Genomic DNA, 23,226 nt, shown 5'->3' on the forward strand with positions numbered 1-23,226 from the left:
CTTTAAGCTAATAAAGGAGTTTTGAAAAGGTAGCGATGGCTCGTAAACGTTTAATTATCGAAATGGGTATGGGCATTGACCAGCACGGGCAAGAACCAACGGTTGCGGCGGCGAGGGCTGTAAGAAATGCGATCGCTCATAATGCTTTGCCTGGGGTTTGGGAGGTGGCAGGATTAAGCGATCCCGATCGAATGATTGTTGAAGTCAAAGTAGCCGTACCTTATCCAGAGCAGGTTCGGGAAGCTGAGGTACTAGCTGTGCTACCGTTTGGTCGCAAATCTCTAATTGTGGAGTCAGGGGGTATGGTAGTTCAAGGTCGAGCGATCGCTTCCCTGAATGATAAAAACGATGAAATGCTAATTGCTGTTGCTGCGGTTACGGTGCTGATTGAAGCTGAGTAATTGTTTTGGGTTGGCTTAGCGGCTACTCTGCGCGATCGCAAATCGTTGTAGCCGATTCTATAGCTGGACTACTTGCCAACTTTCCCCAACACTTGAGTATGGGACTATACAAGCTGAACCCCGATGCTGCCGAAGATGGCGAGGATTTTCTAAAACCTGATGTCAGTATTGACTTACTAAACTGGCACAATGCAGAACGATGCAAGCACGCTACCGAGCAATAACAGTTATATTGCAAACCTAAGCAGGAAAAATGCTTTCAATCCAAGTTCTTTTGCTAATAGCGACAACACTTTATCAAGCGATCGCACTTTTATTAGAAAACCAGCAACCACCACCCGGTCAACTAATTGATGTGGGTGGTGGTTGCATCTTTGCGTAAAGGGAAAAGCTAGACCAACAATCGTTATAGAGCATAGCTTAGGAGGAGTAGAAGGCTATTTTCTAATTGAGAAATTGGCACTATTAGCACGAGTATGTATTTACGATAGGGCAGGATATGGCTGGAGTGACCATAGCCCCCATCCTCGCACTAGCCATCAAATGGTTAAAGAATTAGACATCTTACTAACAAGAGCAGGAATCGAGCCACCATATATCTTGGTAGGAGATTCCTATGGCAGCTACAATGTACGACTATATGCCCATTTGTTTCCCCAAAAAGTCGTAGGAATTGTACTTACAGATGCGCTGCATGAGACAGGAATGCTCAAGATGTCTGTTCCATTACAAGCATTGAAACTAACTTTTTTTCCTCTCCGGTTTTGTAATGTTAACTATAGGCTTAACAATCGGGATTATTAGATTACTCAAAGTGTGCGGAGTATTTAAACTCCTAAAGCCCCAGTTACGCAACTGTCCTCCAGATTCTCTCAATTGGGTGAAACGTTCTTTTTGTCGTCCCAAACACTGGATTACAATGAGTCGAGAAATAATAAATTTAGACAAAAGTGCGTGTCAAGTCACTGTAGCCAAGTATTTTGGGACAATGCCTATAGTAAGTATTAAGTCTAGTACCTTCTTCAAACCGTCTTTTGGGACTATGTTTATTCCTCTACAAGGCGCTAACCAATTGCGGAATAAGATGCACAAAGAGCTAGGCAATTTGTCAACCAATTGTCAGATAGTTGACGTAAGTAGAAGCAGTCATTTTGTATGGGTAGACGAGCCAGATGTAATTGTAGAGGCGGTGAAAGCTGCTGACTTCACATCTTCCCTAAAATTTTTTTTCTGTACTTAGTTGTCGCCAAAACAAAGATATCTAATCGGTAAACCAATCTCGGTAAGGGAGGCTGTCTGTTTGTTGCGACAAATAATATCAAAGCGCTTTTATTACTAAGATAGTGAATTATCTAACACAGTTTGCCCTCTCAAACAGAGCGAGTTTGGCTATGGTGATATTGAAGCACGACAACTAGATTGTTTTTGTAATGCTTGCAATTAGATTAATAGTTTTTGTGCTGTTTTATCTTATTTTGCTAACGATCTAGTTGAGCCGCTTTCTGTAAATTGGCTTTTGCGCCTTTATAGTTTTTCACTTTATTACGGAGAGTACCCCGATAGTAGTAGCCATCTGCGTCATCAGGACTAAGTTTAATTGCTTGAGTAAAATCCGCTTCTGCGCCAGAATAGTTTTTTAATTGGGTGCGGATAAGACCCCGGCTGTTGTAGCTATCAGCGTCAATGGGGTTAAGTTCAATTGCTTGAGTAAAATTCCGCTTCTGCGCCAGAATAGTTTGTCAATTTTTGACGGACAATACCTCGGTTGTAGTAACCATAAGCAAGCTCAGAGTCAAGTTTAATTGCTTGAGAGTAATCCGCTTCTGCGCCAGAATAGTTTTTTAATTGGGTGCGGATAAGACCCCGACGCATATAAGCATCAGCGTCTTTAGGAGTGATGTTAATTACTTGAGTAAAATCTGTTTCCGCACCTCGGTAATTTTCTAATGCTTCACGGAGAAGACCCCGTCTATTGTAGGCATCAGCATCATTAGGCTTGAGTCTAATTACTTGAGTGTAATCAGCTTCTGCGCCTTTGTAGTTTCTTTCCTCTGTGCGAATAAGACCCCGATAGAAGTACGCATTTGGATCGTTAGGGTTAAGTAAGTTTAATAAATTGCGTCAGAGTAGCTTCTGATACTTGGGTAAAATATAATTCTGTACTTTTATGACTGACTATGGAGCCATTATCGTGTCCTAACTTAGGAGAACTTGTTGCTACGATGGAACTTGATTTTTTATTTGTAGCAATCTGAGTTTGTTCCTTAAATATTTGTGCTAACTTGAGTGTTTGAGATTGAGACTTTGCCTCAAAATGTGCTGAACCGATAATAACTGTCCCAGTTATTAATATTTCCAGGTGTAAAAGCTTGTTCATTTTATGACTTGAATTTAAAGACTAAATAAGTTTAGATTAAAGAGCAAATCTTCATTAGTTATAATCAATTTTTCGACTAATAATTATTTTATTTAACTTCAATATAAAGCTTCAGGATGTCAGATTTTCGATGAAATTCAGACTGGTTGCTATTTTACTAGCAATAATAACTTTTTCAACCTGTATTATTACTTTCAATTTATCGCCTTCTATAGGGTCAGTAAAAGCAGGAAATTATGGTTTTATCAACAAGAAAGGATTGCTAGTTATTGCATCGCAGTTCAGTGAAGTAAAGGATTTTTCGCAAGGATTAGCAGCAGTCAAAATTGGTGACAAGTGGGGCTATACCAATAAGACAGGAAAGCTAGTCATTAAACCTGACTTCAGTGACACTTATAGCTTTTCGCAAGGACTTGCAGCAGTTAAACTTGACGACAAGTGGGGCTATATTGACCAAACTGGAAAAATGGTTATTACACCGCAGTTTATTGAAACCTACGGTTTTTCTAAAGGATTAGCAGCCGTCCAAGTTGGCAGTAATTGGGAAAGTTGGGGATATATCGCTAAGACTGGAAAAGTTGTCATCCCACCCCAGTTGCATGAAGCCTACAGTTTTTCTGAAGGATTAGCAGCAGTTAAACTTGATTACAAATGGGGCTATATTGACAAAACTGGTAAACAAATTATTCCAGCAGAAACAGAATCTGGTGCAGAAATTATTCAAGCAGACAGCTTATCGCAAAGACTCGCAGCCGTAGAAACTGGCGGTGGTGGTACTTGTGGTCCAGTTCTCTGTGCCTACGGTTACATCGATAAAACAGGAAAAATGATAGTTGAGCCAACTTTTTTTGGAACTTGGGGATTTTCTGAAGAATTGGCAGCCGTAGCAACCTATGGTGGTACAGGTGGACCAAATGCCAATGGCAATTATATCGACGATTGGGGTTATATCAACAAACGAGGTCAGTTGGTTATTAAACCGAAATTTAATGAAGCAGCCAGCTTTTCGCAAGGGCTAGCAGCAGTAAACATCGGTAAAAAATCCATAGATAGTGACAAGCCTGGACACATATCAGTAATAGAAAATGCTGGAAAATGGGGATATATTAATGGGACTGGCAAACAAGTTATTACCACCCAATTCGATCTAGCGAACAGCTTTTCTGAAGGATTAGCAGCAGTTAAGGTCAAAGATAAGTGTGGTTATATCAATAAGGTAGGGAAAGTAGTTGTAAAACGACGGTTTTCCGCTTGTGCAAACTTTTCCGAAGGACTGGCAGCCGTTCAGACTTTTGGACAATAATATTTATGTATCTTCATCATAAAGACTATACAAAACAGGCTTTTTGTCGGTTATTTCGGATTTTTAGAAAGCTTGAACTGTTCACAGATATCTTGTATGGTCATATTTTTGTATAACCCTTGCATTTGTAGCAAGCGATTGCCTTAACATCGAGCAAGTTACAGCTAAAAGTGCGATCGCTAGTCCTCTAATTAAAGAGTGCAAACCTTCATTTTTTCTCATCCCACAAACTTCTGTGCTATAGTATACAAACTATGTAGGACTTGAACTACGTACTCTCAAGAGCATCCCTAATTTCTATGCGAAGTTGTTGACCTAATACTTTGACTGCGGCTGCTGAACCCAAGTCAAGCTCTCTTCAAAACCAAGCACTACTTAAGTTTTTTGACTAGCGTTTTATGCAGCCAAACAATATGTTGCGGCTTCTGCGAGCATTGGCTCGGCAGGGGCTAGACGTGCAATACAAAAATCAATCCTACTCAGTGCGCTGGGCAGATTCGCCTGACGCACCCATTGCCGAGGTTCTACTACCTGAAAGTTTCCCTATTGAGGCAAAAGCTTTTAAGCAACTGGCAAGCCTAGCAAAGGCAAAGCATTCTGATGGGGGACATATTTGCCGTGTCTGTGCAACGCCGGATTTTCATCCTGGAGTTGCCATAGGTTCGGTTGTAGAAACATCAGGGCAGGTAATTCCGGCAGCAGTCGGCTCGGACATCAACTGCGGAATGCGGTTGCACGTTGCCGATTTGTCTGTAGGACAATTTTTGCAAGAGCGCGATCGCTTTGTTGAATTGATGGAGATTACTTTTTTGGCAAGCGCGATGTAACCATGACGGCTCAAACCATGCAGGCAATCTTTCAAGATGGAGTCTTGGGGTGGATAGATGCCATGTCAAATAAACCAACAGGGAGCTTTGTCAAGTCAAATATCGATCAACTGGCAACAAAGTGCGATCGCATTTTTCTCAATGGCTCAATGTCAGGACATATACGATGGTCGCCAGAGGAATTAGTCCCAAAATCTGGGTTAGTTCGAGAAGGTCAGCTTGCCTTCATGATTCATTCAGGATCTCGAAATGTTGGTAAGTACGTTGGTGGGATGTGGCGCGATCACGCTCAAGCGTTGTGGAAAGAGGGATTAAAGTATCCTGGATTCCCGATTGTTTCCCCTCTCTTTAGCCACTCACCCAGAAACCGTTTCTGATTATCTGCAAGCGGAAGCGACGGCGGCAAATTACGCCTTTGTAAATCGCCTGTTGCTGGCAGAGTTATTGCGGTTACGCCTGCGCCAGGTTTATGGCGAGGGGGAGGCTCCCTTGGTATATGACTTACCTCACAACATCACCTTACCGGAAGGACAAGGTTGGGTCACACGCAAGGGCGCGTGTCCTGCCCATGTAGGTCAACCAGTGATCGTTCCTAGTTCTATGGGTGCGCCACCTTAAATCCCCTATTTTTGCAAAGTTTCACGCGATCACCTCTAACTTCGATCCTTACTCCTACTTTTCCAGATCGCAGCCGTCCGTTAGCCTGGTTCAATTTGGCTTGAATACTCACAGGACTAAAATTGGACTAATTTTCTGGGTACATTAAGGTATATCCAGGCACATTAAACTACATTTACAATTATTAAGAACCCCTGAGATACTTGATAAATCGGGGGTTTGGGGTAATTATTGGCAATGTAAAACAAGGCGACACCCGGATTTGAACCGGGGGATAAAGGTTTTGCAGACCTCTGCCTTACCACTTGGCTATGTCGCCGCTCGCGCTATCGCGCTACTACTATGACTACCTTTCAGGTTTTACCCTTTGAGTGAGCCAAGGCTGTATTAGCCATTATAGATCGCTCTGGTAGTCATCTGGTAGTCACTTGCTCATTTTAGTCGCTCTCATAAGTATTTATACTTACTCTGGGAATGACTGGCAGTTATCTATTCTAGCTCAACTGATGGCGATCGCTACAGCCATTTAGGTAGCCTTTAACCATCATTTAACCGATATTGCGAATAAGCTACTGTGTCAGGCTTCTAGCCATTTAGTGGGCTACTTTTGGATATTGGCTAGGAGCATACAGACAAACACACAAAACACTGTAGTAGTGACACACATCAGTGGAGCTTTGTCAATGACTTATCGAGCCAAATATCGCCAGCAAGTGAGAATAGGTTTTTTAGCTCCAGAGGAACTTATCGCGCAACTAGAGGCTGAGTCCAAGAAGCAAGAGCTTTCAATGTGCGAAGTCCTTAGAACCGCTTTGAAAGAATACCTAGCTCAATAACCAAAAAAGGGCTAAGTAGTGCCAACTACCTAACCCTCTTAACTTTCTCAAATATTTACCCAGAATAGCGATCGCCCTCGAAAGCAAGCTAACTGGAGCTTTTAACCCTAGGAGGGTGAAACCATGATAACTGCAAGAAAAAATGCTTTATATTCTTATGATGGCACAGTTGGGGCTGTTTGTGTAGTTCCCTTTAATAGGTTTCAGGGAGTTAACCTAGATGCTAGTGGCAAGCCAGTGTCAGTTATTTATCCGACCAACAGTTGCTATGGCGCTAAAAATAGGTTCTACAAAGATCTAAAGGGTCTTAATGTATCGGACTATTGCGATCGCAAGATAGCGCTAGTGGTCTATGAACTTGGTGATGGCACTTTGTTAGCTGCTGATGCTGAGGCATTCAAAAAAGCTACTTTTAGCTCGAATAATGCTTGCTCACAAGGCAGTGCTTGCTATGTCCATCAAGTTAGTGACTTAGAACTACTTGAGAAGTTTCCTGTTGATCTTAGGACTGGCAAGCATGGCTTAGTCGCTTTTGAGTTCTAGTTGGTGCGGCACCAGTTGACCTGACTATCCCCAAAACTATCCCAGTGGGTGGCAAGCTTAAATGGTTACTGTGTAACCTTCTCAGCCATTTGCCACCCATTAGTGCCACCCACTAGGGTGTGTGTGTGATCGCTAAGAGTCAACTTAGTTAACTCAAATATTTTCTAAAACTAGGATCTAACTTGAGAATAAGCCAGCACACACACACCCTAAGCTGCCACCCATTAGTGCCACACATTATGCTATAATAGTTGCTATACATACATTTAAGCCTGCCACCCACTGCCACCCACTATTAAAACTATGCCACCCACAGAAAGAGTAAAGAAGTCAGTTAGGTTTGAGCCAGAGGCGATCGCTATTCTAGATACTTATGCTGCCACCCATAACTGCAACCTGACAGATGCACTAAATGCGATCATCTTAGCCAGCATACACACACACCCTAAGCTGCCACCCATTGTTGCCACCCAAGATAGACAAGACAAATGGCAGCAAGCGATCGAGGTTAGGTTGACTAAACTTGAGGCTGCCACCCAAGTGCCACCCATTGTTGCCACCCAAGATAGCCCTCCTAAGTTTGAAAAAGGTCAGGTCATAACAGGTGGGTCTGCGAAAGCCCATTTCCAGATATTGGGCACAGCAAAAGTTAGTCAAGAGATAGATGGTGTGACATACCACCTTAGTAATGATCTAGGTATTATTTACACAGTGTATGGAAAGTCTGCAAGTGGTAGACCAAAGTTTAAGATATTTACTACCTTCCCAGGTGATGAAGTAGCTATCAATGCTGATGGAACTTTCTTGATGCAGAAAACCCCTGGGCAACTTGAGTGGTTTACTAAGTCTGAGCTAGCAGCATTAGCAGAGGCATCAACAAAAGACCCTACAGCAGCAGTCGAAACAGTTAATGAGGAAATAGCCATAGAACCAACTAAGGAAGCTACTAGCCTCATAAATGAGCCACCAACTGAGGCAGTAGCAGAAGCGCCACCAACTGAGCCTATGAGGCTATCCACAGAGGAACTATTAGAGCATTTTAAACCTAAGCTAGCTAACCTTGGAATGGTCAACACTATCAGAACTAACTTAGGTCAAGTAGGTATTAAAAAGTTAGTTAATGGCTGGGCTTCTCAGCATGACCCAGAGGGTAAGACATGGATACCCGCAGATGAGACTAGAGAATATTGGGTAGTAGGTAGCTAGCTGCCACCCAAGTGCCTCCTATTTGTCTCAGTGGGTGGCAGGTCTTAAGGCTTGTCCCATAAGCATTTTGCTATTCTGGGTGGCAACAATGGGTGGCAGCTTAGGGTGTGTGTGTTAGAATATTAGGATAACTAAGATCAAAAGCGAGACATAAATGCAGTCACCTAACTCAGATATTCAAGTTATCGCTGGCACTACCTTACAAGGGGTAGAGATCCATCTTATAGATGACATTGAGTTGCTAGCTGATATTCTGAACAAGTGCGATCACTGGACTGAACTAGATGGCATTTTCCTTTGTGTTAATGGGAAGCTAACAGGCTTATTTACCTATGACCCTAAAGCTAAAGCTGAGTTAACCCAAGCTGAGGCAGCTAGTTAGGTAGCCAACTACCTTAAGGCGATCCTCGATACCCTTGTGGAACTTCTTTACAGAAATAATAATAGATAGCATAGAGCCAACCTTGGGTAGATCCTGGGTTGGCTTTGGTTTAAGTATAAATGCTTATGGGTAGCTAAGTGCTAACTCTAGGTTGTAGGCTTAAGTTAGCTCTAAATGCTAGGGACTTCAGTGATCGCATTCCCAGCATAGTGCCTCAAGATAACCTCTGGGCTATTGCCAACTAACTTAGCTACTTGGGGTATGGTGACATTGACTGCCAGCATCATTGTAATAAAAGTATGCCTAGCATTATATGGGCATCTGTAAGAGCCTACAGCGCCACTAGCTACCAATGCTGGCAATATGCCTTTGTAAGTCTTTTGACCTACCTTGCAGCCTCGCCATACTTGGTTAGTAAACTTGCTGTTATTTATGGGTAGCCCAGTAGGAGAAGTAAAGACTAGATCCTCTGGTTGGGTATTGGTGGGCTTAATGGCGACTAGGAGCGATCGCAAGTCAGCATTGATAGGGAACTTTCTAACCACCCCAGTCTTGGTAGACTTTCTAACCTTAAGGCTGCAACTGTAAGACTCAGCAAAGGTGATGTAGCTAAGGTCTGGGCTAATGTGCTGCCATTGCAAAGCGATCGCTTCCCCAGTTCTACACCCAGTTAGAAACAGAAACTTAACAAAGCTGTAGTAGTGGCAATGTCTGGGATGGGCTTGGAATGCTGCTAGGATCGCATCTCTTTCAGTTGCACTGAATGGGTCTATATTCTGGTTGGTTTTAGGTAGCTTTACATCTGCTGCCATACCAATAAATGGGTTAGCTTCTATCAAACCAGACTTACTAGCCCAGTTAGCACAAGCTGAAAGTAATGTTAGCAGTCTTTTAGCAGTATCAGGGCTAACAGTGGCTACCAGAGTATTTCTAATGGCTATTGCTTGGGTTAGTTGCTGAGGTAGCCTAGCGATATAGTTAGCATATTTCTTAAGGTAGTCTTTCTGATAGGTAGTTACAGCTAACTGCGATCGCTTGTAGTCGCAATATTGCGCCCAAAGCTGGCTGAGTGTTATTGCTTTAGCTGGCACTGCTACCAAAGCATTTAGAGCGATCGCTAGGGGTGTAGCTTTGAACTGGCTGTAGTAGCCTTGGATAGTTTCAGCGATCTTGCCATCGCTAATATCAGCTTCTATCTGCCAAGCTAAAGACTGTAGCCTTTTAAAGTTCTCTGAGGTGTTATCTAGTCTAGTGGAGATGTATTTCTGGCTACCGCCATTGATCGCCCTTGGTAGTCTGAGCCTTAGCTTATTTCCTTTAACTTCAATACCTACTGTACCTGATGACTGCTTTGTAGTTGATGCCATTTGTCTAAGATCCTTGTAGATCCTTGACTCAGACTGGTAGTCAAATAGTAGTCAAATAGTGGGTAGTCATCAGTTATTCTGCTAGTGAAGCCATCTAATAAAGACTCTGGCGCTCTAGGTAGCTGGGGCTATGCCCTTTGCAGACCTCTGCCTTACCACTTGGCTATGTCGCCGCTCTGAGATTAAAACTACCTCTAGCACTACCTTCTAGCTTTTATGCTTTGAGTAAACCAAGGCTGTAATAGCTATTATAGATCGCTCTGGTAGCCATTCAAGCCATAAATTAGTATTTGTACTTAACTTATGGACAGCGACGCAGTCATTTATTATAGCAGCTAACCTAACTTCAAAACAAGGCTTTTTGGAGGATCGCTCAGTAATAATGGTCAATAATCCCGCCGCAATTGTTAGGAAACTAATAGAAAGTCCTTTTTCTCATCCGCGCGATCGCCCTCGCATCTATTATCAACTGCGAAATTACCCTCCAGACTTCCTCTACCATAGGTTTGCCCATGACGATAAAGATGAGGATATACACTGAAAGTAGCCGTTCTTCGTCACCCATGTAATTTTGAGGAAAAGCGATCGCGCGTACGAAACAACTTTCCTCAAGTTGTAATTAATAATTAACCTTCCAATAAATCGGGGCGGCATCTACGGGTTTTTTGTAATTGCTGTTCGTAGCGCCACTTGGAAATCGCCGCATGATTGCCCGATCGCAATACTTCCGGCACTCTCCAGCCGCGAAATTCGGCAGGGCGCGTATATTGCGGATAATCCAATAACCCTGCTTCAAAACTTTCTGCGCTCAAGGATTCAACTTTGCCTACAGTTCCTGGTAGCAGGCGCACCACGCCATTAATTAGCGCTAATGCAGGAATTTCCCCCGCCGTTAAGACAAAATCCCCCAAGGACACCTCACGGGTCACTAAAAACTGCACTCGTTCGTCCACCCCTTCATAATGACCGCAAATAATTACTAATTGGTCGTAATTCGCTGCAAAATCTTTAAGCATAGGCTGATTTAAGGTTTGCCCTTGGGGTGTCATCAATACAACTCCCCGGCGAGGCAGTGCGGGTAAAGACTCCACCGCCGCAAAAATTGGTTCGGGTTTCAACAACATACCGACTCCGCCGCCGTAAGGTTCGTCATCAACTTTGCGGTGTTTGTCTGTAGTGAAGTCGCGGGGATTGACTAGATGCACTTGGGCAATCTGTTTTTCTAAGGCTTTACCCAACAGCCCTGAACTTAGGGTAGAGGTAAAAAAGTCGGGAAACAAGCTAACAATATCAAATCGCACTGTTTTGTTGGGGAAAGGGAAGGAAGATAGAGAGTAGAGAAATAAATCTCCTCTTTGCAAAGGATATTTTAATTGATTAAATTATGTTTAAATATTGTGACATCTTGCGAATTATTTATGCTCCAGTGTTAGTCGTTCAAAAGATATTGAGCAAGCCTCAGCATATATGCTCGCCAAGCCAGGTTTTCCGTGCCTAGAGGGTAAACGCGAGGTGAACTTAAACAATAATGTCAAGCAAATTAACCTAATCAAAAACACTGGAGCGTTACATTCTGCTGAGGCTATTTAGAAAAATTATGCTACAACTAGAAGCTCAACTACTAGAAATGATGACACCCCAAGCAACGAAAACCGCAGTAATGGTTATTGGTGGGGCAGAAGATAAAGTTCACGGCAAAGAAATTCTGCATACTTTTTTTTGTCGCACAGGCGGTGAAGACGCTCATATTGCAATTATTCCCTCAGCTTCGCGCGAACCAGGTATTATTGGGGAGCGATATACGAGCATTTTTACGGAAATGGGCGCTAAACAAATTGATGTCCTCGATATCCGAGAACGAGAACAATGCGACGACGAAGCAATGCAAGCTGTCTTAGAAGCTTGTACGGGAGTATTTATAACTGGTGGCGACCAATTACGATTGTGTGGAGTCCTAGCAGATACGCCCGTAATGGAAATTATCCGGCGGCGAGTGCAAAAATCGCAAATTACTCTAGCTGGGACGAGCGCCGGAGCCGCCGTGATGGGTCATCACATGATTGCTGGTGGTGGTAGCGGCGAGTCGCCCAATCGATCGCTGGTAGACTTGGCTACGGGACTAGGAATTTTACCGGAGGTAATCGTAGATCAGCACTTTCAAAACCGCAACCGCATGGCAAGATTGATTAGCGCGATCGCAACTCACCCCGATCGCCTAGGCATTGGGATTGATGAAGATACTTGTGCCATGGTAGAAGGCGATGGCTGGCTGCAAGTTATGGGCAAAGGTACGGTCACAATTGTCGATCCAGGCGCAAGCTGTTATACAAATCAGCCCGATGTCGGCGCAACCGATCCGTTGAGTTTGCACAATTTACGCCTGCACGTCCTCAGTCATGGCGATCGCTATCACCTCAATCAACGAACTGTTTTAGCTCCCGTGCATCAAATTCCTAGCTGACACCTGTACACTAAGCGGTAATAGCTGAAAAATTTCTGCTAATAGTTAGTTGACAATTAAAGTAAAGGCATAAAAGATGACCAAGAAACTGTTATCTATGAACAGTTAATTAGTTATCTTCAGGTGGAAACTATTTAATTGTGGCGAATCAATAAACGCATATAGACATGAGAATATTAAAAATCCAGACGTTACGCGGTCCCAACTATTGGAGTATTCGACGCCACAAACTCATAGTCATGCGGCTCGATTTGGAAGAACTTGCAGAATTGCCCTCTAATGAAATTCCTGATTTTTATTCAGGTTTAGTTGCCGCCTTGCCCAGTCTAGAAGAACACTTTTGCTCTCCAGGCTGCCGGGGTGGTTTTTTTAGCCGGGTACGAGAAGGCACGATGATGGGGCATATCATCGAACACGTAGCCCTAGAATTGCAAGAACTGGCGGGAATGCAAGTAGGGTTTGGTCGTACCCGCGAGACATCAAGCGCGGGAATATATCAAGTAGTAGTTGAGTATCAAGACGAACAAGCAGGACGTTATGCCGCTAGAGCCGCCGTGCGCCTGTGTCAGAGTATTGTCGAAAAGGGTAGTTATGCCAAACAAGATCTAGAGCAAGATTTGCAAGACTTGAGAGAATTGGCTCAAGATGCGTCTTTGGGACCTAGCACCGAATCGATTGTCACAGAAGCCCAGTTGAAAGGGATTCCCTGGATGGCTTTGGATACTCGCTTTTTGATTCAAGTCGGCTACGGCGTTCATCAACATCGATTGCAGGCAACAATGAGCGATCGCACGGGGATATTGGGCGTAGAGCTTGCCTCGGACAAAGAAGGTACTAAGCGCATCCTTGCTAATGCCGGAGTGCCTGTACCTAGAGGTACAGTAATTAACTACTTAGACGAATTAACCCAAGCGCTGGAAGATGTCGGCGGTTATCCAATTGTCATTAAGCCCCTTGATGGCAATCATGGCAGAGGGATTACGATCGATATTCGCACACGAGAAGAAGCAGAAAACGCCTACGATGCCGCCAAAGAAATTTCAAAGTCAGTAATTGTCGAACGCTATTATGTTGGGCGCGACCATCGGGTGCTGGTGGTCGATAGTAAAGTAGTAGCCGTTGCCGAGCGCGTACCCGCTCACGTGATTGGTGACGGAGAAAACACGGTAGCTAGACTAATTGAAATCATTAACCAAGATCCCCACCGGGGTGAGGGACACGATAATGTCTTAACGCGCATTGCCATAGATCGTACCAGTGTTGCCCTCTTAGAAAGGCAAGGCTACGAGCTAACTTCTGTGCTACCCAAAGGCGAGATATGCTACTTGCGGGCAACAGCAAACCTCAGTACGGGTGGGATTGCCGTAGATCGTACCGATGATATTCATCCAGAAAATGTTTGGCTGGCGCAACGAGTAGCGAAAATAATTGGTTTAGATATTGCGGGGATCGATATTGTTACGACGGATATTAGCCGACCATTACGAGAAGTAGATGCCGTAATTGTGGAAGTAAACGCCGCACCAGGCTTCAGAATGCACCTATGCCCCAGTCAAGGCATACCCCGTAATGTAGCTGGAGCGGTTTTAGATATGCTATTTCCGCCAGGGAAACCCAGCCGCATCCCAATATTGGCAGTCACCGGGACAAATGGCAAAACGACGACTACTAGGCTGCTGGCGCATATTATGAAGCAAACCGGGCAGACGGTCGGCTTTACAACTACCGATGGTACTTATATCGGCGATTATTTAGTAGAGCCAGGAGATAATACAGGTCCCCAAAGCGCTCAACTAATTTTGCAAGATCCCACTGTCGAAATTGCTGTCTTAGAATCGGCACGGGGGGGGATTCTGCGCTCTGGACTAGCTTTTGATGCGGCAGATGTGGGCATAGTCCTAAACGTGGCGGCGGATCATTTGGGTATTGGGGATATTGACACCGTAAATCAGATGGCGCACTTAAAAAGTGTGGTAGCGGAAGCTGTATTGCCAAAGGGTTATGCCGTACTCAATGCTGATGACGAATTAGTAGCCCAAATGCGATCGCGCGTTACTTCCAATCTTGCCTACTTCACCATGCAATTCAATAATCCTTTGGTGCAACAGCACGTCCAGCAAGGCGGATTAGCGGCGGTATACGAAAACGGCTACTTGTCGATTTTAAAAGGCGATTGGACGCTGCGAATTGAGCAGGCGGTCCACGTCCCATTAACAATGGAAGGACGAGCGCCCTTTATGATTGCCAATGCTTTAGCGGCTAGTGTGGCAGCTTTTGCTCAAGGCGTAACAATCGAGCAAATCCGCGCGGGTTTAACTACCTTCCGCGCTTCAGTAAGCCAAACCCCTGGCAGAATGAATATGTTCGATTTAGGGGGCTATCACGCCCTCGTAGACTACGCTCACAACCCCCACAGCTACGAAGCCTTGGGCGGCTTTGTCCGCAATTGGCCGGGGGAGCGAGTCGGGGTAATTGGCGGACCTGGCGATCGCCGCGATGAGGATTTTGTCACATTAGGCAAGCTATCGGCACAAATATTTGATCGCATCATCATCAAAGAAGATGACGACACGCGGGGAAGGGAGCGGGGATCGGCAGCCCAATTGATCGCCAAAGGGATAATGCAAGTCAAGCCAGATTGCAATTGCGAAACCGTTTTAAATGAAACCGAAGCAATTAATAAAGCTTTAGATGAGGCTCCTAGCGGTGGATTAGTAGTAGTTTTACCTGAAACTGTCAACCGGGCAATTAGTTTAATTGAAGCGCGTCGCCCGGTAGTACAAAAGGGACAAACTAATGGAGTGGTGGCGGTTGATTCTGGCAGTGTTAAATCATCTATTGCCAATATTGTGTAAGAGAATGCTTGAAATGTAGCCAAATATTTTAGATCCCTCTAAATCTCCCTTGAAAAGGGGAGGCAAAAAGCGGGCAGCATAGCGATACCCGCTTTATTGCCGTGGGCTAGGAGGGAGCGCTAATCTCTTGCACTTTTACAGATAAATCTTTGCAAACATCCTCAAAGGCATATTACAGACTAATAACTTCTATTCTTTATCGTCATCAACAATAGAGTCATCGCTTTTAAGTTCTTCTTTAAAACCGCGTAAAGTTTTCCCTAACGAGCTACCTAGTTCGGGAATTTTTTTAGATCCAAAAATTAAAACTGCGACTATTGCAATTACACCTACTTCCAGCCATCCTAAACCAAACATAAAAATTTCCTCCTAACCGGACCCTACTGTATTAACTATAAAAGCCTAAGTCAGAGCAGAGAAAAGTTTTTATTCAGCTTCCTGACTAAAATCTATATAGTAGGTCTGGAACTATGCAGGTATTGTATACCTTGGTTCTGATGCAAAACCAACGAGCAAATTAAAGTTTTATGCCTAGCCAAATATGGCCCTACATTACTTCTGGCATTCCTGACGAGTTATTCGAGCGCCTCCCAGGAATTCCCCTCACCAAGCGCGAAACTCGGCTATTACTCATTGCTCAATTGCGGCTGCAAAGCGATTCTGTATTGTGGGATATTGGCGCAGGTACGGGAACAATCCCCGTAGAAGTTGGCTTACTATGTCCCCAAGGTAAGATTATTGCTATTGAAAGAGATGAAGAAGTCGCAAATTTAATTCGACGCAATTGCGAAATCTTTGAAGTAAAAAATGTCGAAGTTGTAGAATCTAGCGCCCCCGAATGCTTGTCGCAATTAAAAAATCCCCCAGGGCGAGTTTGCATTGAAGGCGGTCGTCCAATTAAAGATATTTTAAAAGCTGTATGGAAATACTTACCAGTCCAGGGGCGCATTGTAGCCACCGCTAGTAATCTAGAAACCTTATATACTATTTCTCAAACCTTGGCAGAACTCCAAGCCCGTAACATAGAAGTAGTGCAATCGGCGGTTAACCGTTTGGAGAAGCGGGGGATGCAACAAACCTTTGCGGCAGTAAATCCAATTTTTATTCTCAGCGGCGAGAAGCTAGACTAAAGCGAATATGAAAGTAAAAGCTAGATGTATAGGTTTCAGTTTTAAGTAAAAAATAAAACTGAGCGGATGACGAGCTTTAAGTTTTGCCTTTTTTTGTCTTTTGCTTATGTCTTGGTCTCGACTTATCAGTGGAATTATTGCGATCGCTTTGGCTTTAAGTGCTACTCTCATCGGCGGGTGGTATTTTACGCTGATGTTTTGCGCGATCGTTTATTTAGGTCAGTTAGAATACTTTGATTTGGTACGTGCTACAGGTATAGCTCCCGCCGCCAAAACTACTTTAGTTGTTAGTCAGTTGCTGCTTATTGTTGCTACTTTATCTGCCGATTTAGCCGATGTTGTCATGCCTGTAGCCGGGACATTTATTTGTTTTTACCTGTTATTTCAACCCAAGCTTGCCACCATTGCAGATATTTCTACCTCAATTTTGGGGTTATTTTATGGTGGTTATTTGCCGAGTTATTGGGTAAGAATGCGCAGCTTGGATGCGGTAAGTAACTTGCCCTTGAATGGCTACTGGCCAGAAAATTGGACAAATGTGCAAGCAATACCTCAAGGCTTAAAGATAACTTTACTAACGTTCTTGTGTATTTGGGCGGCGGATATTGGTGCTTACTTTATCGGCAAATTTTTCGGCAAAACCCGCCTTTCCGACATTAGCCCGAAAAAAACTGTTGAAGGTGCGGTATTTGGCGTGTTTGGTAGTGTAGTTGTGGCAATAACTGGAGCGTGGTATCTAGATTGGTCTGGTTGGCCCTGGACGGGTTTAGCATTGGGTTTATTGATTGGAATTGCAAGTTTGCTTGGTGACTTAACTGAATCCATGATGAAGCGCGATGCAGGGGTCAAAGATTCTGGGCAGCTAATCCCCGGTCATGGCGGGATTTTAGACCGTGCGGACAGTTACGTTTTTACCGCTCCTCTGGTTTACTATTTTGTGACTTTACTATTGCCTTTATTACCAAGTTAGGGAACAACGTTTATTTTGCCCCTACAGACAATTTCCCCAGAATGCAAAGTTAGCTCATCTAAATCCACTTCTTTACCTAAGTCAACATTGAAGTTATCCAGATTTGCTAAAGCTACTCCTTGGGTAGTTTCAATTTTTGGTTGTAAAATCTCTAATGTCTGACAATTAGCTAGTTTCAAACCTGCTTGTAGGATGATTGGTTGGGGAGCGCTGCTATTTGGCGCAATAGTTGCATATAAACTTATTTGCCCATCGTTAAAAGTTGCTTGATCCCAGCGCACTTGCCCATTGACGGCTTGGGGAGCTAGTTTTAGTAGTATTTCTGTTAAAGCCTTAGCAAGTATTGGCGATCGCAAGGACGCATTAATATCCGCCTGTTGTAGTTGCAATTTACCACTTACAGGTACTTTTGCGAGTAGGCGTAACGGTTGACCTTTAATTACCTGACCTAAATTAATTTGAATACCTGTAGCCACTAAGTGAATTTGTGCTACGTGCAACCCTTGATAAACGGCATAACTAGCTACTATAGAAACGCAAGGGATATTTCCTTTCAGAATTTGGCGACTTTTTCCTTCTATCTGTACCTTGAGGTTAGATACTTGCTGGACTTGGGATCTTAGCCACAACTCGATTGCTGGCGATAGAATCAGGGCGATTAGTTGGCTGGGCTTTTTTGGAGAGGAATTATCAGTCATCAAAGCGTTCAATCAATAATAAGCGAGGGACTTAAATCCCCGTGTAATATCTGTAAATATATAGCGGAAATTAGACCCAACTTACTATGGAGGAAAGATTACAAAAAATTCTCTCCCAATGGGGGATCGCTTCTCGCCGTCAAGCAGAGGCGTTAATTGTGGCGGGGAGAGTGCAGCGTAATGGGGTGGTAGTAGGCATTGGAGTTAAAGCCGACCTTGAAGTAGATAAAATTTCTGTAGACGGGAAACTGCTTCAATCTACCCATCGCCCCCGACTGGTTTATTTATTACTCAACAAACCCAAGGGAGTAGTTTCTACCTGTGACGATCCCCAAGGACGCAAAACAGTTATCGACTTGCTACCAAAGAACTTACAAGTAGGTACGGGAATTCACCCTGTAGGGCGCTTGGATGCTGATTCTACCGGAGCGTTAATACTTACCAACGACGGCGAACTAACAAATAAGCTTACTCATCCCCGCCACAGCGTTCCGAAAACTTATCATGTTTGGGTCAAAGGTTATCCACCCGAAACCGTGCTACAAAAGTGGCGACAGGGCGTTATCTTAGAGGGGAGAAAAACTCGTACTTGCTCGGTTGGAATAATTGCCAAAGGTAAAAATTCCGAACCAACTACTTGCTTAGAGATAGTTTTGCAAGAAGGGAGAAATCGGCAGATTCGGCGAATTGCCGAGCAGCTAGGATACCCCGTAATTTCCTTGCATCGGACTGCAATTGGTACGATTGAATTGCAACCCTCAACAGAGGCGAAGTCTGTCGGAGGGAATCCTCCCAAGGGCGTGCTTCGCGCTCTGTTGCCCGATGGTTGCTATCGTTACCTTAAAGATTCAGAAATTTGCTTTTTGCAAGAGATTGATTAGCATCGTATCGGTTGAGGAGCCAGATGCTTTTAGGAGTGGATAAAATGAAGTGGTGTGGGAAAAAAGTAAGCGAACCAATACGTCCAATTGAGGAACAACAAGCCGACAAACTTAGGCAAATAGGAGATGAACTGCGCCAAAAGCGTATAGAACAAGCCCTATCAATCGAAAAAGCAGCAGCAAAAACCTTGATTCGCCAACATTTATTGGTAGCGATTGAAAAAGGTTTGTTAGACCAATTGCCAGAGCCAGTATATATCCAAAAGTTTATTAGGCAGTACGCTGAAGCGCTAGGCTTGGACGGAGAACAACTAGCTAATCGCTTTCCAACAGGCAATAGCGATCGCATTTCCAAGGGTGTTAAGCCTGGATTAGGGTTAATTTTACCTATCGTGCAGTTGCGTCCAATTCATTTGTACGTGCTGTATATAATTGCGATCGCGTTTGCTGTTAATACCCTATCGCGCTCTTTGAGCCGTAACGAGTGGCAAACTAATAACCAGTTGCCAGAATTGCCTATGGTTGCCGATCATCCAAAACCCGCACTACCTAAAGACTCAAGCAAGTTAGAGTCTGTTAGCGCTACCCCAAAACCCATAGCTGAAAATAACAAACAAATTCACATTGGCGTTACTCTAAAAGCGCCATCCTGGATTCGAGTAGTAGCCGACGGCAAAATGCAATTTCAAGGGCTTTTGCCGTCGGGAACTCAGCGTACTTGGGTTGCAAAAGACAACTTAACAGTGTTAGCAGGTAATGCGGGCGGAGTATTACTAACAATTAATCAGAAAGAGTCCAAGCAGATGGGCAATTTAGGAGAAGTGCAAGAGCTAACCTTTGCCGCACCGAGGCTTTAAGCAAAGGGGAGACTATATTTGTCTCCCTTGTCTAATTCTTACTCTCCCGCGACTACAGGAGAACGACCGTAGAGGTGAACTAGAGTTTTTAGGCAGTCGCTCAACTCCTCTGTTAAGTCATCATATTGATAGCGCCATTGCCAGTTACCATCGCCAAAACTTGGGACATTCATCCGCGCTTCTGTACCCAAACCGAGCAAGTCTTGCACGGGAATAATTGCTTGATTGCTTACAGAACTTAAAGCTAACCGAATCAAATCCCAGTGAATGCCATCAGGACTAATACAACCTAAATAGTTCTCTACTGCGGTTTTTTCTGCGGCGGATAGTTGGTTAAACCAACCTACCGTTGTGTCGTTATCGTGAGTGCCAGTATAGACTACACAATTGCGATCGTAGTTGAAAGGCAAATAAGGATTGCCAGGATCGGAACCAAAAGCAAATTGCAAAATTTTCATGCCTGGAAACTCAAATTCATCGCGCAAAGCATCTACTTCTGGCGTAATTACTCCCAAATCTTCCGCCATCACAGGCAACTTACCAAGCTTGTCATTTAACACGTGAAACAACGCCGATCCAGGGGCTTCAACCCACTTACCATTCATAGCTGTAGTTTCACCCTGTGGCACTGCCCAATACGCCTGGAAGCCTCTAAAATGGTCAATCCGAATGATATCTACATAGTCCAGCATTGCTTGGAATCGCTGCACCCACCATTTAAAATTTGTCTCTTGCAATTTATCCCAGTTGTATACAGGATTGCCCCACAATTGACCAGTTTCGCTAAAGTAATCTGGTGGGACTCCCGCCATTTGTGCCGCGTTGCCTTGTTCGTCCAAACAAAAGTTTTCTGGATTTCCCCAAACATCGGCGCTATCGTGAGCTACATAGATGGGAATATCGCCAACAATTTCAATTCCGCGCATGTTGGCGTATTGCTTTAGGGTTGACCACTGGCGGAAAAACTCAAATTGAGTGTATTTGTAGTAAAAAATTTCTTCCGTCAGCTTGCGCCGCCATTGTTCTAAGGCTTCTGGTTGCTTTTTAGCTAATTCTGGCTCCCAAGTATGCCACCCGGCATTATTTTTAGCATCTCTAATTGCCATAAATAAAGCATAGTCATCAAGCCAATAAGCTTTAGTTTCGCAAAAGCCGGAAAATTCTTTCTGCTGTACGGGTGCGGCTTTCGCTTTGAAGTTTTCGCAGGCTTTTTTCAACAACGGCATTTTTATGTTGATTACTTGCTCAAAATCCACTTTTTCTGTAGGAAAATTGGGCAAATTGGCAAAATCTTCCTCTGCAAGTAATTCTTGTTCTAGCAATGCTTCGGGACTAATTAGTAAGGGATTTCCCGCCATTGCCGAATAAGACATATAAGGAGAATTGCCGTACCCTGTAGGTCCTACAGGCAATACTTGCCAAAATTGCTGGTTGCTTTTTACCAAAAAATCAATAAACTTGTAAGCTTCTAAGCCCAAATCGCCAATTCCAAAGCGACCGGGAAAAGACGTAGGATGAAGCAAAATACCACTAGATCTAGGAAAAGGCATAACTAACTTGCGCTCAAAAAGCGATCGCCAAAAATCTACCACGCTACAGCCTACTTGGAAACTATCTTAAGAGGTGGTGATCGCCATAACAGTAAAATTTTCCTGGATTTAAACCTCAAATCCTCAACAATAGATAAAATTCTCTTTTCACAATGACTTATCGCAATCCGGCTCCTACTGTTGATATTATTATCGAACTTGGCGATCGCCTCCATAGACCAATTATTCTAATTGAACGCCACAACGAGCCTCTAGGCTGGGCAATTCCTGGGGGTTTTATCGATTATGGGGAAGCCGCCGAAGTTGCAGCGCGGCGCGAAGCCCTGGAAGAAATTGGCTTAGAAATAGAATTAATCGAACAATTCCAGGTATATTCCGATCCTAAGCGCGATCCTCGCTCCCACACGATGAGCGTAGTATTTTTAGCCACTGCTACCGGAGATCCCCAAGCAGGAGATGATGCTAAAAGCTACGGAATATTTGAATCGTGGCGAATTCCTGCTAACTTATGTTTTGACCACGATCTCATTTTAAAAGATTATTGGCGTTACAGGCATTACGGCATTCGTCCCCGTCTATCTTATTAGTTATGAACAAACAAGTAATCAATACTGGCCTTGCGCCTGCACCCGTAGGTCCTTACAATCAAGCAATTTCTGCAAGCGGACAAATGCTATTTGTTTCCGGTCAAATTCCTCTCAATCCCAGCACTGGCGAACTTGTCGGCGCTGGCGATATAACCCAGCAAACCCAGCAAGTGCTAACAAATCTCAAAGCTATACTTACCGCCGCCGGGGTGACGTGCGAAAATGTGGTAAAAACTACAGTATTTTTGGCAGATATGAACGATTTTGCCACAATGAACTCTGTCTACAGCCAATACTTTGCTGAAGCTACCGCTCCCGCCCGTGCTTGCGTTCAAGTTTCTCGCTTACCCAAGGATGTGTTGGTAGAAATTGATTGTATTGCGGTAAATTGATGGCTGCTGAACTTACAAACGCGGTTTTGGGCGATATTCGCCTCGTAGCTACTGATATGGATGGGACTTTAACCCAAGGGGGTAAATTTACGCCATCTTTACTCCAAGCCTTTGCAGATTTGGCGGCTGCAAACATTCAAGTCATAGTTACAACTGGACGCTCGGCGGGATGGGTAAGCGGACTTGCGAACTATTTATCAATAGCTGGTGCGATCGCTGAAAATGGCGGTTTGTACTATGCTAATGGGGAGAATTTGCCTGTACTTCTAAACTCTATTACCGATTTAACTAGCCATAGACAGCAGTTAAAGGAGCTTTTTCAAAAACTAGCGCGAGAATTTCCCCATATCTGCGAATCTGCCGATAATCGCTTTCGTCTGACGGATTGGACTTTTGATGTGCAACCTTTGCAGGTAGAAGAATTGCAACAATTAGGACAATTGTGCGCTCAATTAGGCTGGGGTTTTACTTACAGCAACGTACAGTGTCATATTAAGCCGTCAAGCCAAGATAAAGCCGCCGGATTAATCCAAGTGCTGGGCGATTATTTTCCGCAATTAAGCTTAGAGCAAGTTGTAACGGTGGGCGATAGCCCCAACGATGAAAGTTTATTTAATCCTAGCTACTTCAAACATTCTGTAGGCGTTGCGAATGTGCGAGATTATGCGAACCAAATGCAGCATCAACCAACCTATATTACAAACGCCGCCGAAGGTGAGGGATTTTGTGAATTAGCTGCCTATTTGGTCAAAAATAAACCTTATTAGCTATCAGTTACACATCTAAACCAACAATTGTAATGTCTGGTGGATGCTATACCGTAAATTGATAAGACAATTCTTGTTGAGATTGGGGCGCTAAGCTAATAAGCACTTAAGCTGCAATATGATGGTTATTCCCTTTATTTTTGATCTTGCGATGCCATTCAATTACTAACTCGCCTTGATTTAACAGCCTATCCAGTAGTAGCTTCAATTCATCTACT

At 43.9% G+C, this 23,226-nt stretch carries 24 protein-coding genes, 1 tRNA gene and 3 pseudogenes; 19 read left to right on the plus strand and 9 right to left on the minus strand.

Going from position 1 to position 23,226, the window contains the following annotated elements; translation table 11 throughout:
- The first annotated feature begins 35 nt into the window (after window positions 1-35).
- The 3 genes and pseudogenes from AC2VE5_RS09745 (at window position 36) to AC2VE5_RS09755 (ending at window position 1,641) form a co-directional block, all read left to right on the plus strand.
- Window positions 36-401 carry a Lin0512 family protein gene (locus tag AC2VE5_RS09745; protein WP_486887557.1) on the plus strand — a complete coding sequence of 122 codons (366 nt, stop codon included), beginning with the start codon at window positions 36-38 and terminating at the stop codon, window positions 399-401.
- Window positions 402-406: 5 nt separating this feature from the next.
- Window positions 407-625 (plus strand): hypothetical protein, encoded by a 219-nt coding sequence (locus AC2VE5_RS09750; RefSeq protein WP_486887558.1) that lies wholly within the window; start codon window positions 407-409, stop codon window positions 623-625.
- A 29-nt stretch (window positions 626-654) separates the two neighbouring features.
- Window positions 655-1,641, plus strand: a pseudogene (locus AC2VE5_RS09755) (alpha/beta fold hydrolase).
- A gap of 238 nt (window positions 1,642-1,879) precedes the next feature.
- On the opposite strand, the gene AC2VE5_RS09760 reads toward AC2VE5_RS09755, so the two are convergent.
- From AC2VE5_RS09760 to AC2VE5_RS09770, 3 genes are read right to left on the minus strand one after another with little or no spacing between them, the layout of a single operon-like run.
- Window positions 1,880-2,134 (minus strand): tetratricopeptide repeat protein, encoded by a 255-nt coding sequence (locus AC2VE5_RS09760; protein ID WP_486887582.1) that lies wholly within the window; start codon window positions 2,132-2,134, stop codon window positions 1,880-1,882.
- Window positions 2,097-2,462: a tetratricopeptide repeat protein gene (locus tag AC2VE5_RS09765; protein WP_486887583.1), complete on the minus strand. Its 366-nt coding sequence runs from the start codon at window positions 2,460-2,462 to the stop codon at window positions 2,097-2,099. Before AC2VE5_RS09765 ends, AC2VE5_RS09760 begins: the two co-directional genes overlap by 38 nt.
- Window positions 2,463-2,499: 37 nt before the next feature.
- Window positions 2,500-2,778 carry a hypothetical protein gene (locus AC2VE5_RS09770; protein ID WP_486887559.1) on the minus strand — a complete coding sequence of 93 codons (279 nt, stop codon included), beginning with the start codon at window positions 2,776-2,778 and terminating at the stop codon, window positions 2,500-2,502.
- A 130-nt stretch (window positions 2,779-2,908) separates the two neighbouring features.
- Here AC2VE5_RS09770 and AC2VE5_RS09775 point away from each other — a divergent pair, with 130 nt between their 5' ends.
- Window positions 2,909-4,081 carry a WG repeat-containing protein gene (locus tag AC2VE5_RS09775; protein WP_486887560.1) on the plus strand — a complete coding sequence of 391 codons (1,173 nt, stop codon included), beginning with the start codon at window positions 2,909-2,911 and terminating at the stop codon, window positions 4,079-4,081.
- A gap of 398 nt (window positions 4,082-4,479) precedes the next feature.
- Window positions 4,480-5,517 (plus strand): annotated as a pseudogene (locus AC2VE5_RS09780) (RtcB family protein); the annotation flags it as partial.
- Window positions 5,518-5,773: 256 nt separating this feature from the next.
- On the opposite strand, the gene AC2VE5_RS09785 reads toward AC2VE5_RS09780, so the two are convergent.
- Window positions 5,774-5,845: transfer RNA gene (locus tag AC2VE5_RS09785), tRNA-Cys, on the minus strand.
- A gap of 364 nt (window positions 5,846-6,209) precedes the next feature.
- On the opposite strand from AC2VE5_RS09785, the gene AC2VE5_RS09790 reads away from it, so the two are divergent.
- The 4 genes from AC2VE5_RS09790 to AC2VE5_RS09805 all read left to right on the plus strand — a co-directional run bounded on the left by AC2VE5_RS09790 (window position 6,210) and on the right by AC2VE5_RS09805 (window position 8,493).
- Window positions 6,210-6,362, plus strand: a complete 153-nt coding sequence (locus AC2VE5_RS09790; protein WP_486887561.1) for a ribbon-helix-helix protein, CopG family — start codon at window positions 6,210-6,212, stop codon at window positions 6,360-6,362.
- A gap of 123 nt (window positions 6,363-6,485) precedes the next feature.
- Window positions 6,486-6,905, plus strand: coding sequence for a hypothetical protein (locus tag AC2VE5_RS09795; RefSeq protein WP_486887562.1), 420 nt, complete (start codon window positions 6,486-6,488; stop codon window positions 6,903-6,905).
- A gap of 303 nt (window positions 6,906-7,208) precedes the next feature.
- Window positions 7,209-8,111 carry a hypothetical protein gene (locus tag AC2VE5_RS09800; protein WP_486887563.1) on the plus strand — a complete coding sequence of 301 codons (903 nt, stop codon included), beginning with the start codon at window positions 7,209-7,211 and terminating at the stop codon, window positions 8,109-8,111.
- 154 nt (window positions 8,112-8,265) lie between these two features.
- Window positions 8,266-8,493, plus strand: a complete 228-nt coding sequence (locus tag AC2VE5_RS09805) for a hypothetical protein (protein WP_486887564.1) — start codon at window positions 8,266-8,268, stop codon at window positions 8,491-8,493.
- Between the two features lie 170 nt (window positions 8,494-8,663).
- Here the strand turns inward: AC2VE5_RS09805 and AC2VE5_RS09810 are convergent, their stop codons facing one another.
- On the minus strand, window positions 8,664-9,860 hold the full coding sequence (locus AC2VE5_RS09810) for a site-specific integrase (protein WP_486887565.1): 1,197 nt from the start codon (window positions 9,858-9,860) through the stop codon (window positions 8,664-8,666).
- Between the two features lie 358 nt (window positions 9,861-10,218).
- On the opposite strand from AC2VE5_RS09810, the pseudogene AC2VE5_RS09815 reads away from it, so the two are divergent.
- Window positions 10,219-10,401 (plus strand): annotated as a pseudogene (locus AC2VE5_RS09815) (ABC transporter ATP-binding protein); the annotation flags it as partial.
- 85 nt (window positions 10,402-10,486) lie between these two features.
- Here AC2VE5_RS09815 and trmD read toward each other — a convergent pair.
- Complete coding sequence (trmD, locus tag AC2VE5_RS09820) at window positions 10,487-11,161, minus strand: tRNA (guanosine(37)-N1)-methyltransferase TrmD (RefSeq protein ID WP_486887566.1); 675 nt, start codon at window positions 11,159-11,161, stop codon at window positions 10,487-10,489.
- Window positions 11,162-11,457: 296 nt separating this feature from the next.
- Here trmD and AC2VE5_RS09825 point away from each other — a divergent pair, with 296 nt between their 5' ends.
- Both AC2VE5_RS09825 and cphA read left to right on the plus strand, forming a co-directional pair.
- Window positions 11,458-12,321, plus strand: a complete 864-nt coding sequence (locus AC2VE5_RS09825) for a cyanophycinase (protein WP_486887567.1) — start codon at window positions 11,458-11,460, stop codon at window positions 12,319-12,321.
- 167 nt (window positions 12,322-12,488) lie between these two features.
- Entirely contained in the window at window positions 12,489-15,176 is a 2,688-nt protein-coding gene (cphA, locus tag AC2VE5_RS09830; protein ID WP_486887568.1) for a cyanophycin synthetase, read from the plus strand.
- Between the two features lie 189 nt (window positions 15,177-15,365).
- On the opposite strand, the gene tatA is transcribed toward cphA, so the two are convergent.
- Window positions 15,366-15,533 (minus strand): twin-arginine translocase TatA/TatE family subunit, encoded by a 168-nt coding sequence (gene tatA / locus AC2VE5_RS09835; RefSeq protein ID WP_486887569.1) that lies wholly within the window; start codon window positions 15,531-15,533, stop codon window positions 15,366-15,368.
- Window positions 15,534-15,703: 170 nt separating this feature from the next.
- Between tatA and cbiT the strand changes: the two genes are divergently transcribed.
- Both cbiT and AC2VE5_RS09845 read left to right on the plus strand, forming a co-directional pair.
- The gene (cbiT, locus tag AC2VE5_RS09840; protein ID WP_486887570.1) at window positions 15,704-16,306 is read left to right on the plus strand and encodes a precorrin-6Y C5,15-methyltransferase subunit CbiT; all 603 of its coding nucleotides are present in this window, start codon (window positions 15,704-15,706) and stop codon (window positions 16,304-16,306) included.
- Between the two features lie 106 nt (window positions 16,307-16,412).
- A complete protein-coding gene (locus AC2VE5_RS09845) occupies window positions 16,413-17,276 on the plus strand; it encodes a phosphatidate cytidylyltransferase (protein WP_486887571.1) in 864 nt (287 codons plus the stop codon).
- Here the strand turns inward: AC2VE5_RS09845 and AC2VE5_RS09850 are convergent.
- Window positions 17,273-17,974, minus strand: a complete 702-nt coding sequence (locus tag AC2VE5_RS09850; protein ID WP_486887572.1) for an LmeA family phospholipid-binding protein — start codon at window positions 17,972-17,974, stop codon at window positions 17,273-17,275. The two genes, AC2VE5_RS09845 and AC2VE5_RS09850, sit on opposite strands and share 4 nt — an antisense overlap.
- A gap of 86 nt (window positions 17,975-18,060) precedes the next feature.
- Between AC2VE5_RS09850 and AC2VE5_RS09855 the strand changes: the two genes are divergently transcribed.
- Both AC2VE5_RS09855 and AC2VE5_RS09860 read left to right on the plus strand, forming a co-directional pair.
- Window positions 18,061-18,855 carry a pseudouridine synthase gene (locus tag AC2VE5_RS09855; RefSeq protein WP_486887573.1) on the plus strand — a complete coding sequence of 265 codons (795 nt, stop codon included), beginning with the start codon at window positions 18,061-18,063 and terminating at the stop codon, window positions 18,853-18,855.
- A 44-nt stretch (window positions 18,856-18,899) separates the two neighbouring features.
- A complete protein-coding gene (locus tag AC2VE5_RS09860) occupies window positions 18,900-19,712 on the plus strand; it encodes a helix-turn-helix domain-containing protein (protein ID WP_486887574.1) in 813 nt (270 codons plus the stop codon).
- Between the two features lie 38 nt (window positions 19,713-19,750).
- On the opposite strand, the gene malQ is transcribed toward AC2VE5_RS09860, so the two are convergent.
- A complete protein-coding gene (malQ, locus tag AC2VE5_RS09865; RefSeq protein ID WP_486887575.1) occupies window positions 19,751-21,304 on the minus strand; it encodes a 4-alpha-glucanotransferase in 1,554 nt (517 codons plus the stop codon).
- 110 nt (window positions 21,305-21,414) lie between these two features.
- Between malQ and AC2VE5_RS09870 the strand changes: the two genes are divergently transcribed.
- Genes AC2VE5_RS09870 through AC2VE5_RS09880 form a run of 3 tightly spaced genes read left to right on the plus strand, consistent with a single transcriptional unit; the run spans window position 21,415 to window position 23,008 of the window.
- The gene (locus AC2VE5_RS09870; protein ID WP_486887576.1) at window positions 21,415-21,849 is read left to right on the plus strand and encodes an NUDIX domain-containing protein; all 435 of its coding nucleotides are present in this window, start codon (window positions 21,415-21,417) and stop codon (window positions 21,847-21,849) included.
- 2 nt (window positions 21,850-21,851) lie between these two features.
- Complete coding sequence (locus AC2VE5_RS09875) at window positions 21,852-22,241, plus strand: RidA family protein (protein WP_486887577.1); 390 nt, start codon at window positions 21,852-21,854, stop codon at window positions 22,239-22,241.
- Window positions 22,241-23,008 (plus strand): HAD family hydrolase, encoded by a 768-nt coding sequence (locus tag AC2VE5_RS09880; RefSeq protein WP_486887578.1) that lies wholly within the window; start codon window positions 22,241-22,243, stop codon window positions 23,006-23,008. Before AC2VE5_RS09875 ends, AC2VE5_RS09880 begins: the two co-directional genes overlap by 1 nt.
- The last annotated feature ends 218 nt before the right edge of the window (window positions 23,009-23,226 follow it).

This window comes from Aliterella sp. E5.1 (assembly GCF_057473825.1).

Coding starts and splice junctions, on each gene's coding strand:
- AC2VE5_RS09850 (WP_486887572.1), bottom strand. CDS start 17,974: ATGACTGATAATTCCTCTCCAAAAAAGCCCAGCCAACTAATCGCCCTG.
- AC2VE5_RS09775 (WP_486887560.1), top strand. CDS start 2,909: ATGAAATTCAGACTGGTTGCTATTTTACTAGCAATAATAACTTTTTCA.
- AC2VE5_RS09790 (WP_486887561.1), top strand. CDS start 6,210: ATGACTTATCGAGCCAAATATCGCCAGCAAGTGAGAATAGGTTTTTTA.
- AC2VE5_RS09800 (WP_486887563.1), top strand. CDS start 7,209: ATGCCACCCACAGAAAGAGTAAAGAAGTCAGTTAGGTTTGAGCCAGAG.
- AC2VE5_RS09875 (WP_486887577.1), top strand. CDS start 21,852: ATGAACAAACAAGTAATCAATACTGGCCTTGCGCCTGCACCCGTAGGT.
- AC2VE5_RS09805 (WP_486887564.1), top strand. CDS start 8,266: ATGCAGTCACCTAACTCAGATATTCAAGTTATCGCTGGCACTACCTTA.
- cphA (WP_486887568.1), top strand. CDS start 12,489: ATGAGAATATTAAAAATCCAGACGTTACGCGGTCCCAACTATTGGAGT.
- tatA (WP_486887569.1), bottom strand. CDS start 15,533: ATGTTTGGTTTAGGATGGCTGGAAGTAGGTGTAATTGCAATAGTCGCA.
- AC2VE5_RS09745 (WP_486887557.1), top strand. CDS start 36: ATGGCTCGTAAACGTTTAATTATCGAAATGGGTATGGGCATTGACCAG.
- AC2VE5_RS09845 (WP_486887571.1), top strand. CDS start 16,413: ATGTCTTGGTCTCGACTTATCAGTGGAATTATTGCGATCGCTTTGGCT.
- AC2VE5_RS09770 (WP_486887559.1), bottom strand. CDS start 2,778: ATGAACAAGCTTTTACACCTGGAAATATTAATAACTGGGACAGTTATT.
- AC2VE5_RS09810 (WP_486887565.1), bottom strand. CDS start 9,860: ATGGCATCAACTACAAAGCAGTCATCAGGTACAGTAGGTATTGAAGTT.
- AC2VE5_RS09880 (WP_486887578.1), top strand. CDS start 22,241: ATGGCTGCTGAACTTACAAACGCGGTTTTGGGCGATATTCGCCTCGTA.
- cbiT (WP_486887570.1), top strand. CDS start 15,704: ATGCCTAGCCAAATATGGCCCTACATTACTTCTGGCATTCCTGACGAG.
- AC2VE5_RS09870 (WP_486887576.1), top strand. CDS start 21,415: ATGACTTATCGCAATCCGGCTCCTACTGTTGATATTATTATCGAACTT.
- AC2VE5_RS09860 (WP_486887574.1), top strand. CDS start 18,900: ATGAAGTGGTGTGGGAAAAAAGTAAGCGAACCAATACGTCCAATTGAG.
- AC2VE5_RS09825 (WP_486887567.1), top strand. CDS start 11,458: ATGCTACAACTAGAAGCTCAACTACTAGAAATGATGACACCCCAAGCA.
- AC2VE5_RS09795 (WP_486887562.1), top strand. CDS start 6,486: ATGATAACTGCAAGAAAAAATGCTTTATATTCTTATGATGGCACAGTT.
- AC2VE5_RS09855 (WP_486887573.1), top strand. CDS start 18,061: ATGGAGGAAAGATTACAAAAAATTCTCTCCCAATGGGGGATCGCTTCT.